The following is a 13,047-nucleotide window of genomic DNA, read 5'->3' as shown; positions in this document are numbered from 1 at the left end:
TAAACTAGCTAAAGTGTTGGCACAAACAAACAGTTCTTGTGGTTTTTGTACAATGGGTGTGGTATCGACAAAAAATCAGATTTGCTAAAATATCGGGAGGGCTTTTTTGATTATACTCATCGAGCCTATTATAATCAGGGAATATCTATAAATTTATGAGCGGCACTGAATTATGGTTGTCGGCTGCTGACTTTTCTTCATTGGACATTTCCATTTCATACAGGTCCAGCCCCCCCCCCCCCCCCCCCCCCCCCCCCCCCCCCCAGTAATTTTTTTCGATTCGATGAATATTAAAATAAAATTTTTCAAAAAACTTATAGGTAAGTTGGGATGTTATTACAATCAATTTTTCTACCCTTTTATCTTTACTTAATATTTTTAAACAATGCTCTACCGATTGTTTTCCCAATCCTTTTCCGGAATAACTTGGGTCAAAAAAAATCCACGTTATTCGTCCAGAGGCATCCTTTTCATTAATATAATATCCAGTTCCGCCAACAATAGTATTATCTACTTCAACGGTCAAATAGGTTTGTGCGTTTTGATCTAGATATTTTTCAAAATCCTCTATTTCGTTTTTGTCAAAAAAAATAGGTATGTTCAAGTTGAAGATTTTTAATAAAATCTCTTTATCAGCAGGTTTGTAGGGTCTAATCATATCTTTATAAAATGCTGCTAGCGTTATAGTAGGTAGAAACAGTACTGGAGGTTAATCTTTATACCTGCCCCAACCCGTGTCCGAATACCAATTTCGGCCGGATTTTAGTTTTTACTTTTTTTGTACAAAGCAGAATCCCCAAGTTTTTCTGCTTACATAAAAATGCGCAAAGCCTGCAACAAGGAGGTACGGACGTATTGTCAATAGGATTTATGGTAAGTAGTTTTTAATGATTTATCAATTCAATTTTTACATTTACTTTATTCATAAATTCATGTAAATAACTTGGGACGTTATTTTTATCCTGGTCAATTCTCCAACTTTTTACATTTCCATTATTTGAGTATTGAATAAATAGTCCTCCACCGTCAGCACAATCCGGACAACCAAAAACAGTTTCAGTATCATGGAGAAGTCGATAGGGGAAAAAATTGACCAAATCCTTAACCTGTTCAAATTTTGCGTCTTCCAATTCCACGAATTCCATGTGTTGCCCCGAATAATCGTCTACGGTATCTTCAAACAATTTTTGGTCGGTTAGCTTAAAAGTTTCCACACAAGCTTCTCCTCCACACTCTCCATAGAAATGGCCGAAAATTAAATAGTTCTGTTTGGTTATGGTAATACCACCATCGTTGTTACAGGATATTGTAATTCCAATTATAAATAGGATTAAAATTATTTTCTTCATAAGAGTGTTTTATTGGGAAGATGCAGAACCTCTTGTTTAGTTGCTTCAAATGGCATACCATAACCGTAGATGGTACTCTGGGCATACCTATTTACAAACACAAACCTAAGGTGTATTCCTCGGGCACTTATAAAGGATTAATTTACAATTTTATTGGCACCGCCAAAGGGTATAATACCCCGAGGCTTGCCTCGAAAATTAAAGTTCGTTTCCTACGAATGCCTCACGGGCTTGCCCCGAGGTAGTTTACTTAAAAAGCAGGGATTGGGCCCTGCCGAAATATCTTTTTCTTAATTAGTAGTGGTGGAGCGGGGTATTTTCTATCTTTGCGCCATGGTAAAAGAAGATGTTTTAGCGTTGGTTGATCAAGGCCTTATGCTTCCTTTAATGGAGGAGTTTTACACTATTCAGGGCGAAGGTTTCCACAAGGGGACCGCAGCTTATTTTATTCGTGTGGGCGGTTGCGACGTGGGGTGCCATTGGTGCGATGTTAAGGAAAGTTGGAATGCGGAAACCCACCCACCCACGGGGATAGACCATATTGTAACCAATGCGGCCAAATATTCCGATACCATAGTCATTACCGGGGGAGAACCCCTTACCTGGGACATGGGGCCCCTTACGGCAGCCCTAAGGGCCAAGAACCTAAAGACCCATATAGAAACTTCCGGAGCTTACCCGCTTTCCGGAACATGGGACTGGATCTGTCTTTCCCCTAAGAAGAACAAGTTGCCGGAAGGCATTATCTATGATAAGGCGCACGAACTAAAGATGATCGTGTACAATAAGCACGACTTTATTTTTGCAGAGGAGCAGGCGGCAAAGACCAATAAGGATTGTATTTTGTACCTGCAGCCGGAATGGAGCGTTAGGGACAAGGTAACTCCGTGGATAGTAGATTATGTTATGCAAAACCCAAAGTGGAAAGTGTCGCTCCAAACGCATAAGTATTTGAATATACCGTAGACGGTAATTGAAGGTTCAAAGATGGAAAGTTCAAAGTTAAAGTTCTTTGAATACGGGACTCACTAGTGATTAAAAACCCATTTCCTAAACCGTAAACTGGTACCCCTTCCGTCTCCTCGCCTGATAGTTGAGGATCCACCTTAACCTCCCGCGAAAACGCGGGACAGGCCTAGTTAGGGGAAGGAGCTTTTTTTGAGCGTGATTACGAGTTTTGCTGCCTACTTCGATTTATATCTTCTAGTCTCTAGTCTCTAGGTTCTAGATTCTTTTTTTTTTTTTTTCACTCCTCAATATGATTACTGAAGACTGCCTACTGTTCACTGTTTACTCTCCACCGCTCACAGTTTCCGATGTGCCAAAACAATAGGGGGTTGTCCGTTGAACGGATTGTGCATCCTGCCAATGGTCTTGGCATCCATGCCGGAGGCCCTTATAACGCTCTTGTCCCCATAGCGTTCCCTAATCTTGTCCAAGGCGCTGTATAGGTTTAATATTTCCTCGGTATCATCAAATAGATCTATTTGGTAATTGCCATGGACCAAATGACTGAAACGAATGCCGATCAATCTAATCAACAATCTTTTGTTGTAAAGTGTATTGAACAGGTCCAAAATCTTGGGAATCAGGATATGGTCTGCACTGGTGTACGGAATCTTTAATTGTTTGGAATAGGTGTTGAAATCCGAATAACGGATTTTTACGGCAATGCAGGCGGTAAGCTTTTTTCCCCTCCGCAACTGATAGGCCAGATTCTCGGTCATGGCAATAAGGATTCCCCGCAGTTTAATGACATCTATGGTATCCCTCTCAAAAGTACGTTCGGTGGAAATAGATTTGCGTTCGGAAAAAGGGATAACAGGGGTGTTGTCTATACCATTGGCCCGTTTCCAAATTACGCCCCCATTGGCGCCCAATACCCGCTGCATCATATCCATGGGCATTTCTTGGATGGTCTTTATTTGCCGCAATCCCAAATTCCTTAGGGTCTGGTAGGTTTTGTCCCCTACCATTGGTATTTTTTTTATGGATAAAGGCGCTAAAAAAGGTTTTTCATGGCCTATATCTATCTTCAGTTCATTGTTGGGTTTGGCCTCATTGGTAGCTACTTTGGATACTACCTTGTTTACCGACAGGCCAAAGGAAATGGGAAGTCCGGTTTCCTTGATAATTTTATGGCGAAGTTCGGTGGAATATTGGTGGCAACCATAAAACCGGTCCATCCCCGTAAGATCTGCATAAAATTCATCTATGCTCGATTTTTCGAAGACCGGTACCTGCTCTTTGATAATATCGGTTACGATATCCGAATGTTTGCTATAGGTTCCCGCGTTCCCTTTTATGATGATGGCTTCCGGACAGAGTTCCTTTGCCATTTTCATAGGCATGCCGGAATGCACTCCAAAACCTCTGGTCTCGTAGCTGCATGCAGCCACCACGCCCCTGTCGCTAACCCCCCCAACGAGTATGGGCCTATGCTCCAATTTACTGTCCTGAAGTCGCTCTACGGATACAAAAAAGGTATCCAAATCCAAATGAAGTATTGTTTTGTTCATTGCACACCAAAAAAAGGTATGCTAAACTATGGAATATTTCCATTATTTTGGATAATATCCATAATTTATTTAAGAACGACTTGTCATTGGATCAACATCATAAAAACAGGTCAGGATTATATTGTTCTAGCTGGGGGAACTATATAACATCAAAAAAATAGTCTAAAATTGAAAGTTTGCAGAACCTCATGTCTTGTAATAAAACAATACTATTCAAAGGTGTATAGTAAAATTGAGAACAAGGCAAGGAAAAAGCAAAGGAATACCAATATCAATAACAATTTTAGCGTTACTGGAATTTCAATTCCATCGCTTTTTCCTACCAATAATTCCCTTAAATACTGCATACCTTTCATATTGATTAATGCAATTATTCTTAATTAATCCCAAACAAATCCAGTGGCCAATCTAAAAATGAAAGCGTATAACACTACGGTAAACATAGCCACGCTGAACCACATGAATGCTTTGAAATAATTTCTGACAATAATGTTGCCAATGTTTCTAAATCCTTCTGAATAAATTTCTTTAACGAGTAATAATGTTTTCATATCTTTTATTTAATGTTACAGGGCAAAATTCGCCCAGCCATAGCTTGGATGGAAATTTAGTGGTCAAAAGGAACAAATAATGGTTAAAAAACGGATGGAAAATTTTTGTTCGGGTGAATGGTTGCTTACCTAGGATAAACCGCAGTTGGGGTCCTGAAGGCAAATAGTATTTCAAGGATGTTAATGGTAGTTTGGCGGATTGTAGTTGGTCTATGATAGTCCGAAAACATTTGGATGAAGGAAGATCGGACCAAAATCCACCCCTAGGAAAAGTAAGGATATCAATTTGTGCGCAACTGGGCAGCGCTAAAAATTTAATACCATAAAGCACCTTCCAATTAGGTGAAAAGTGCTTTATTAATCATTAGGAACCTATTTGTTAACAGTATTAGCCTAGCTGTGTATTGCGCATTAATCCTTCCTGTGCTACGGAGGCCACTAAAACACCATTTCTGTCAAAGATACTGCCTCTGGAAAAACCTCTGGAATTACAAGCGCTGGGACTGTCCATGGTGTACAAAAGCCATTCGTCTATTTTAAAATCGCGATGGAACCAAATAGCATGGTCTATACTGGCATAAAATGTCTTCCCTTTTCTAAGTTCTTCGCGATGGGGGAGGGAGGCGGTGGTAAGAATGTTGTAATCGGAGGCATATGCCAATAATTGCTGTTGTAGGGGTAAATCGGCTTTTACCTTTTCTGTGGCGCGCATCCACATATGGTTGAATGGGGGGCCATTTTTAGCAAGCAGGGCGGTTAGGCGTTCAACCGGTTTAAACTCAAAAACCTTGGGATGGGTAAGCTTTATAAGATTATAGGAGTCCGGATCCGTTTTTTTCATTTCCTCAATTTGCTCCAAACTGTTCATCAACTTTTTGGGGGTAATTAAATTGGGCATGGTAATCTGGTGCTCTACGCCATCTTCCCTGACCTGAAAGGATGCCGCCATATTAAATATGGCCTTGCCGTTTTGTTTTGCCACCACCCTACGTGTGGTAAAACTACGTCCGTCCCTCAGACAATCTACTTCATAGGTAATGGGAATGCTCAGGTCTCCCCCTAGAATAAAATACCCGTGCATGGAGTGGGCCATCTTATCATCGGAGACTGTTTGGTAGGCAGCGTGCAATGACTGGCCCAGCACCTGTCCTCCAAAAACACGGCCCCATGGAGCCTGATAGTTCTGCCCTACAAAGGTATTGTCATTGATTCTCTCCAAGGTTAATAATTGAATAAGTTCTTCTAAGTTGCTCATGTTCTGTTATCGATTCAAAATTGCGTTAAGTTTTGGGATACTATTACAAAGGTATGTTTCCATGCTTTTTCTTGGGCAGATGTGCCACTTTATTTTCTAGAAGCGCGAAGGCTTTTATCAATTTCCTGCGGGTATCCTTGGGAAGGATCACTTCATCTATAAACCCTCTTTCAGCTGCACTATAGGGATTGGCGAACTTATGGGCGTATTCCTCTTCTTTCTCCTTTAGCTTGGCCTCTGGATCCTCCGCCGAGATGATCTCTTTCCTAAAGATAATCTCACTGGCCCCTTTGGCACCCATGACCGCAATTTCGGCACCAGGCCATGCATAGTTAAGGTCGGCCCCTATATGTTTGGAGTTCATAACGTCATAGGCGCCCCCGTAGGCCTTTCTGGTAATAACGGTTACTTTCGGAACCGTGGCTTCACTGAGGGCATAGAGCAGCTTGGCGCCATTGGTGATTATACCGTTCCATTCCTGATCGGTGCCTGGAAGGAATCCGGGGACATCTACCAATACCAAAAGGGGAATATTGAAACAATCACAAAAACGGGTGAAGCGGGCCGCTTTTTTGGAACTGTTCACGTCCAAAACCCCGGCCAGAATCATGGGCTGATTGGCAACGATCCCAATACTTTTACCGGCCAATCTGGCAAAGCCCACAACTATATTTTCTGCATAATGCTTATGGACCTCAAAGAATGGGGAATCGTCTATGATTTCATTGATGATATGCCTCATGTCATAGGGCTGATTGGAATTGTCCGGTACAATGGTTTCCAGTTTTTCCCTGATTTCGGTATTTAGGGAATAGGGGAGGGGCTTTGGTACTTCCTCGCAATTTTGGGGCAAGAAACCAATAAGTTCCTTTATCTGCGCAATACACTCCAAGTCGTTTTCCGCGGTAAAGTGGGTAACCCCGGATTTGGTGGCATGGGTCATGGCCCCGCCCAATTCTTCCGAGCTTACCGCCTCATTGGTCACGGTTTTGACCACATTGGGCCCGGTGACGAACATATAGCTCGAATTTTCCACCATCAGGGTAAAGTCGGTCATAGCCGGGGAGTAGACCGCTCCCCCTGCACAGGGACCCATAATGGCGGATATTTGCGGGACAACCCCAGAAGCCATTACATTCCTATGAAAGATATCGGCATAGCCGCCCAGGGATCTTACCCCTTCCTGTATTCTTGCGCCGCCGCTATCGTTCAAGCCAATTATAGGCACTCCTATTTTCATGGCCATATCCATTACCTTGCATATTTTTTCGGCATGGGTCTCGGAAAGTGAACCTCCAAATACGGTGAAATCCTGGGCAAAAACACAGACCTTTCTACCGGCAATGGTTCCATAGCCCGTGACTACCCCATCTCCATAAAATATTTGCTTGCCCATACCAAAGTCTTTGGTCCTATGGGTCACCAGGGCACCCAACTCTTCAAAAGAACCCTCGTCCAACAGAAAATGAATTCGTTCACGGGCCGTAAGCTTGCCTTTGGAATGCTGGGTTTCAATGCGTTTTTGACCGCCACCCAATTTGGCTTGGGCAATTTTATCTTCGAGCTTTCTTATGTTTTCCTTCATTAAATAATGCTTTATACCATTGGTTGCTTATCATTGGGTCCGTTTTAAGGGCCAATTGGAGTTTTCGCTACCGGGCACTTTTAGTTTGTCCTTGTATTCCAAAAATAGTTTCAATCCTACCATGGCCGCGATTTTCCGCTCCTCAGCGTATTGTTGTTGCAACAGTTCCGGAGTATAGAAATTCTTAACAAAATGGGTGTCGAATTCCCCTGAGGTAAAGGCTTGGTGTTCACAAACGAACTTACCAAAGGCCAGGGTAGTGGATATCCCCTTTATCTTATACTCGGATATGGCTCTGATCATTAGTTGAATGGCTTCTGCCCTGTCTTTACCATAGGTGATCAATTTGGCCAACATGGGATCGTAAAAAATGGGTATCTCCATTCCTTCCTCAAAACCGTCATCCAATCTTATTCCTTTGCCCTCCGGACGCTTATAGGTTTCCAAGGTACCCATGCTGGGTAGAAAATTGTCCAATGGATCCTCGGCATAGACCCTAACTTCCAAAGCATGCCCTTCAATACTTAGATCTTGTTGTGAAAAGCCCAGTTTTTCATTTCTGGCAATTTTGATCTGTTGCTCCACCAAATCCATACCGGTAATTAATTCCGTTACTGGATGTTCTACCTGTAGGCGGGTGTTCATTTCCAGAAAATAGAAATTTTTATCACGGTCCAGGAGAAATTCCACCGTTCCTGCCCCTACATAATCGCAGGCCTTGGCTACTTGTATGGCAGCTTCGCCCATGGCGGCTCTTATTTGTGGGGTCAATATGGCCGATGGGGCTTCTTCCACTACCTTTTGATGTCTCCTTTGTATACTGCACTCCCTTTCAAAAAGATGTACCATGTTGCCATAATTATCGGCCAATATCTGGATTTCTATATGCCTAGGGGATTCAATATATTTTTCCAGAAAGACGGCACCGTCTCCAAAGGCTGCCTTGGCCTCGCTGATGGCACGTTCCATTTGCTCCGGTAGTTCCGATGGTTCTTGCACCACCCTCATTCCTTTACCACCACCACCTGCGGAGGCTTTTATTAGAATAGGAAAACCTATCTCTTCGGAAACCGTCTGAGCCAGGGAAATATCGGTAATAGACTCTTCAATTCCGGGTACCATGGGAATATTGTAAGCCTTTACGGCCTCCTTGGCCGCTAATTTATTGCCCATTACCTTTATGGCATGGGGTTTAGGGCCAATGAAGGTTATTCCGTTATCGGCTACCAGCTGGGCAAAAACGGCGTTCTCACTTAAAAAGCCATACCCTGGATGGATCGCTTGGACTTTGGTCTGTATGGCTGCTCCCATAATTTTGTCCATATTCAAGTAGGATTCTGAAGAAGGTGAATTTCCCAAATGCACGGCTTCATCGGCAAATCGTACATGGGGAGCCTTCCTATCGGCATCAGAATAAACCGCAACTGTTTTTATTCCCATCTTTTGGGCGGTACGCATGATGCGCAATGCTATTTCTCCACGGTTGGCTACCAATATTTTTTTAATCTCCATACTAAGGCTATTCCATTTCAATAATTAGTTGTCCTTTGTCAACAGTATCGTTCACTTCTACATTTATACTTTTGATAACGCCTTCCCCACCGGAAGTGATTATATTTTCCATTTTCATGGCCGAAAGTACAATCAAGGGAGTGCCCGCTTCTACCTTTTGTCCTATGGTGGCCATAATATCTATGATTAGTCCGGGCATAGGGGCTTTAATACTATTTATTTTGTGGACTTGGGCGGTCAGCAATCCCATTTTGCGGACCATTTGATCATACTCGTCTGCTAGGACCATTTCATAAGCATTGCCATTTACCTCTATGGTCATGGTTTTTTTGGCAAAATCGGTATTCAAGATTTTGATTGTATAAGAGCGGTTGTGCCTAAGGACATGAAACTGCCGATTGCCTATGGCAACCAGATCCAAGGATGTTGAATCCTCCGGATTTAAAACGATTTTTTCCTTATCGATAGTAATATCGTAGTTCACCATAAATACGGGTTCACAATTGGGCCAAGGCTTGTTTTATAAAGACACTGGGCGATTAGTATTCAAAAAAATTAGGGATCAAATAGTTTCGCCTAAATGTAAACTGACATTACAGCCTTCAACATTATTGCAATTCCTATTAAATCCTGTATTTGGACCTTCAATATTAAGATTGAAAGTATATTGAAATGGCCCTAAAAATTATCGGGACCACCAACAACAAATGTTTCTGTTTAACAGCTTTTACTAAGATATGTAAAAGATTTAAAAGACAGATACTGCTGTACCAATTCCTAGTTTTCCAATATAGCTAGATCTATGGAATGAAGGGGTAGTCTTTTGAAAAACAATTGTTTAAGATCGTTTTCTAAAATAGGTTTTTGAATAGGGGCAATATTACAGGCCTTGTTCAGCCAAAAAATCAAAAAAAGGACATTTTTATCCTAAATATGATTTATATCATGTTTTTTCATTCAATGGGAGCCTAATTTTGTCACAATAAATTGTTAAAAATATCAAATTACACAGTAAGCCTTTACGGGCAACAACGCTTAAAATCAGTATTATGGACAATTAAAAATAACCTATAAACAACAAATAAAAACAAAGTGATGAAAATAATTTTAAAAAGTAGCGCAGTTCTTTTTTCAGTTTTGATGATGGGCTGTGGAGGTAAGGAAGAAAAGAAAAAGGAAGGATTTAGTGTGGACAGGGCAAAAACCACTACGGAACAACCTACACCAGCTCCTGCGGCAGATGCGCCGAAGGCTTCGGAGACCGTGGATTTAAGCAATAAGGGGATTGGGCCCATTACTTCCTTAACCTTGGCGCCGGAAGTAGACCAGGCAATGGCTAAAAAAGGGGAGGAAATTTACAATCAAATGTGTTTGGCCTGCCATAGGGTAGATAAAAAATTCATAGGGCCTGCCCCAAAAGGTGTCTTGGAAAGACGCAGCCCGGAATGGGTAATGAATATGATCTTAAATCCTGAAGTTATGGTAAAGGAAGATCCTTTGGCAAAAGCTTTGTTGGCCGAATTCAATGGAGCACCTATGGCCAATCAAGGTCTTACCGAAGAACAGGCCAGAGCGGTATTGGAATACTTTAGAACCTTATAATAAACATATAATACTATGTTCCAGACAACCAACATAAAATTAACGATCGTATCATTTCTAATGCTGGGCCTTGCGTTCGGTTGTAAGAACGAACCAAAGTCGGCAACGGCTCCAACCCAGGGCAATGTTGCAACGGAGGAAGTTGAAAGACAGGGCCAAGCCTTTATAGGTGAAGATGGTTCTACTCCCAATGTACTGCAAATTGCCATTGGTTCCCCGGACCATACCACCTTGGTGGCGGCGGTACAAGCCGCTGAATTGGAAAACGTTTTGGTGAATGCCGGGCCTTTAATGGTTTTTGCCCCTACCAATGCGGCTTTTGCCGCACTCCCTGAGGGCACTGTGGAGGACCTTTTAAAACCGGAAAACAAGGATGCTTTGGCCAATATTTTAAAGTTTCACGTAACACCTGGCAATTACAGCAAGGAATTTTTAATGAAGTTTAAAAAATTGGGACAGGCCAATAATCAGAACGTAACCGTTGAGGTAGTAGGGGACGATGTATTGGTGGGTGGCGCCAAAATTTTGGCCAGTGTACCTGCGGGCAATGGAATTGTACACGTGGTAGATAAGGTAATGTTGCCCCCAACAGAATAATAATAAATCTCAATAATCAATTAAATTAAAAACAATGAAAAAGCATATCTATTTAGTATTGGGACTCTTGGGCTTTGCCGCCTTATTGACTAGTTGCGGTAACGGCAATAATGGCAAGGGTTCTTCAGGAGCATTGAATTCGAGCAATGCTGAAAAAGTCTATGTAGCCCCTGGGGAACATGACGAGTTTTACGCTTTTATGTCCGGGGGATATAGTGGCAACCTAACGGTTTATGGCCTACCTTCTGGACGTATGTTTAAGGAAATCCCTGTGTTCTCCCAATTTGCCACCTCAGGCTATGGATATTCGGAAGAGACCAAACCCATGTTGAACACCTCTTTTGGTTTTGTGCCATGGGATGACTCCCACCACCCTGATATTAGTCAAACCAATGGTGTCTTGGATGGTAGATGGATATTCATAAACGGGAACAACACCCCGAGGATTGCAAGGATAAGCCTTACAACTTTTGAAACAGAGGAAATCATTGAGGTACCTAATAGTGCCGGTAACCACAGCTCCTCTTTCATAACCGAAAATACCGAATATGTCGTTGCAGGAACCCGTTTTTCGGTACCCGTTCCCCAGGCCGATATGCCCATTAAGGAATACAAGGGAAATTTTAAAGGTGCTTTATCCTTTATAAGTGTAGACCCGGAAAATGGCCATATGGATATCAAATTCCAAATATTGATGCCCGGTTTTAACTATGATCTATCGCATCCCGGACGGGGAAAATCCCATGGATGGTTCTTCTTTACCACTTATAATACGGAAGAGGCCAACTCGCTCCTAGAAGTTAACGCATCTCAAAATGACAAGGATTTTATTGCAGCTATAAACTGGAAAAAAATTGAAGAATACGTAAACAATGGAGGTGGGACCAAAATGCCGGCAAATTACGCCCATAATGTGTATAGTGATGAAAACCACACCGCCACTTCAACTATGAAAAAGGAGGTGTTGACCGTAGACCCCACCAAAATACCCGGAGCGGTGTTTTTCTTGCCCACTCCAAAATCGCCCCACGGCTGTGATGTAGACCCCTCCGGGGAATACATAATCGGGAACGGTAAGTTATCGGCAGATTTAACGGTACACTCTTTTGATAAAATGATTGCTGCCATTGAGGGCAAAAAGTTTGATGGTGAAGCCTATGGTATTCCTATTCTGAAATTTGAGGAGGTACTTGCCGGAACTGTAAAAAGTGGAGGTCTTGGGCCATTACATACCGAATTTGACGGTGAAGGAAATGCTTATACCACCTTCTTTATCTCTTCTGAGGTAGTGATGTGGAAATTGGGAACTTGGGAAGTTATCGATAGAAAGCCTACTTATTATTCTGTTGGTCACTTGATGATTCCTGGCGGTAACTCTAGAAAACCATTTGGTAAATATGTGGTGGCTATGAACAAGATTACCAAGGATAGGTATCTGCCTACAGGTCCGGAATTGGAGCATTCTGCCCAATTATACGATATTTCAGGAGACAAAATGGAACTTATCTATGATTTTCCTACCCATGGGGAGCCACATTATGCCGCAGGAATCCCTGCAGAGATCCTAGCGCCAAAATCGCAAAAGATATATAAACTGGCAGAAAACAAACACCCATATGCTACTTTGAGTCCCGCTGATGCCAAGGTGGTTCGCGATGGTAAGGATGTTCATATTTATATGTCAACGATCCGAAGTCATTTTACCCCTGATAATATTGAAGGGGTCAAGGTAGGTGATAAAGTATACTTTCACATAACAAACCAAGAGCAGGATTTTGATGTACCACACGGTTTTGCCGTGATAGGAGCCAACACTTCGGAATTGTTGGTAATGCCGGGTCAGACCAAGACAATAATTTGGGAACCAAAGCAAGTGGGGGTTTGGCCCTTCTATTGCACGGATTTCTGTTCGGCACTACACCAAGAGATGCAGGGCTATATCAGGGTTTCACCGGCAAATTCCAATATAGAGCTTTCCTGGTCCCTAGGGGAATAAGATTACTTATTTTTAGTTTTGAAGAAAAGCGGGTCTGGTTGAAGAAACTGCCCGCTTTTTTAACAAGTTGAAGAGGGGGAC

At 42.3% G+C, this 13,047-nt stretch carries 12 protein-coding genes; 4 read left to right on the top strand and 8 right to left on the bottom strand.

Annotation, left to right across the window (positions count from 1 at the left end; translation table 11 throughout):
* Nucleotides 1-145 precede the first annotated feature (145 nt).
* Both C7972_RS17080 and C7972_RS17075 read right to left on the bottom strand, forming a co-directional pair.
* Nucleotides 146-604, bottom strand: coding sequence for a GNAT family N-acetyltransferase (locus C7972_RS17080; RefSeq protein ID WP_181422925.1), 459 nt, complete (start codon nt 602-604; stop codon nt 146-148).
* A 280-nt stretch (nt 605-884) separates the two neighbouring features.
* Nucleotides 885-1,349, bottom strand: a complete 465-nt coding sequence (locus C7972_RS17075; RefSeq protein ID WP_110357392.1) for a hypothetical protein — start codon at nt 1,347-1,349, stop codon at nt 885-887.
* A gap of 333 nt (nt 1,350-1,682) precedes the next feature.
* Between C7972_RS17075 and C7972_RS17065 the strand changes: the two genes are divergently transcribed.
* Nucleotides 1,683-2,315: a 7-carboxy-7-deazaguanine synthase QueE gene (locus C7972_RS17065; protein WP_110357390.1), complete on the top strand. Its 633-nt coding sequence runs from the start codon at nt 1,683-1,685 to the stop codon at nt 2,313-2,315.
* 338 nt (nt 2,316-2,653) lie between these two features.
* Here the strand turns inward: C7972_RS17065 and C7972_RS17060 are convergent, their stop codons facing one another.
* From C7972_RS17060 to C7972_RS17035, 6 genes are all read right to left on the bottom strand, one after another.
* Complete coding sequence (locus C7972_RS17060) at nt 2,654-3,868, bottom strand: DNA polymerase IV (RefSeq protein ID WP_110357389.1); 1,215 nt, start codon at nt 3,866-3,868, stop codon at nt 2,654-2,656.
* Nucleotides 3,869-4,248: 380 nt separating this feature from the next.
* Nucleotides 4,249-4,419, bottom strand: a complete 171-nt coding sequence (locus tag C7972_RS24340) for a DUF6747 family protein (protein WP_309148932.1) — start codon at nt 4,417-4,419, stop codon at nt 4,249-4,251.
* A gap of 388 nt (nt 4,420-4,807) precedes the next feature.
* A complete protein-coding gene (locus C7972_RS17050) occupies nt 4,808-5,674 on the bottom strand; it encodes an acyl-CoA thioesterase II (protein ID WP_110357387.1) in 867 nt (288 codons plus the stop codon).
* Between the two features lie 43 nt (nt 5,675-5,717).
* Nucleotides 5,718-7,259: an acyl-CoA carboxylase subunit beta gene (locus tag C7972_RS17045; protein WP_110357386.1), complete on the bottom strand. Its 1,542-nt coding sequence runs from the start codon at nt 7,257-7,259 to the stop codon at nt 5,718-5,720.
* 30 nt (nt 7,260-7,289) lie between these two features.
* A complete protein-coding gene (gene accC, locus C7972_RS17040; RefSeq protein WP_110357505.1) occupies nt 7,290-8,765 on the bottom strand; it encodes an acetyl-CoA carboxylase biotin carboxylase subunit in 1,476 nt (491 codons plus the stop codon).
* Between the two features lie 13 nt (nt 8,766-8,778).
* Complete coding sequence (locus tag C7972_RS17035; protein ID WP_110357385.1) at nt 8,779-9,258, bottom strand: acetyl-CoA carboxylase biotin carboxyl carrier protein subunit; 480 nt, start codon at nt 9,256-9,258, stop codon at nt 8,779-8,781.
* 608 nt (nt 9,259-9,866) lie between these two features.
* Here C7972_RS17035 and C7972_RS17030 point away from each other — a divergent pair.
* From C7972_RS17030 to nosZ, 3 genes are read left to right on the top strand one after another with little or no spacing between them, the layout of a single operon-like run.
* Nucleotides 9,867-10,373 carry a cytochrome c gene (locus C7972_RS17030; protein ID WP_110357384.1) on the top strand — a complete coding sequence of 169 codons (507 nt, stop codon included), beginning with the start codon at nt 9,867-9,869 and terminating at the stop codon, nt 10,371-10,373.
* Between the two features lie 15 nt (nt 10,374-10,388).
* Nucleotides 10,389-10,970, top strand: coding sequence for a fasciclin domain-containing protein (locus C7972_RS17025; protein ID WP_110357383.1), 582 nt, complete (start codon nt 10,389-10,391; stop codon nt 10,968-10,970).
* A gap of 34 nt (nt 10,971-11,004) precedes the next feature.
* The gene (nosZ, locus tag C7972_RS17020) at nt 11,005-12,966 is read left to right on the top strand and encodes a Sec-dependent nitrous-oxide reductase (protein ID WP_110357382.1); all 1,962 of its coding nucleotides are present in this window, start codon (nt 11,005-11,007) and stop codon (nt 12,964-12,966) included.
* Nucleotides 12,967-13,047 lie beyond the last annotated feature (81 nt).

Origin of the sequence: Arenibacter sp. ARW7G5Y1 (genome assembly GCF_003201775.1) — a bacterium.
Lineage (GTDB): Bacteria > Bacteroidota > Bacteroidia > Flavobacteriales > Flavobacteriaceae > Arenibacter.
This window is presented reverse-complemented; position numbering and strand designations above follow the sequence as displayed.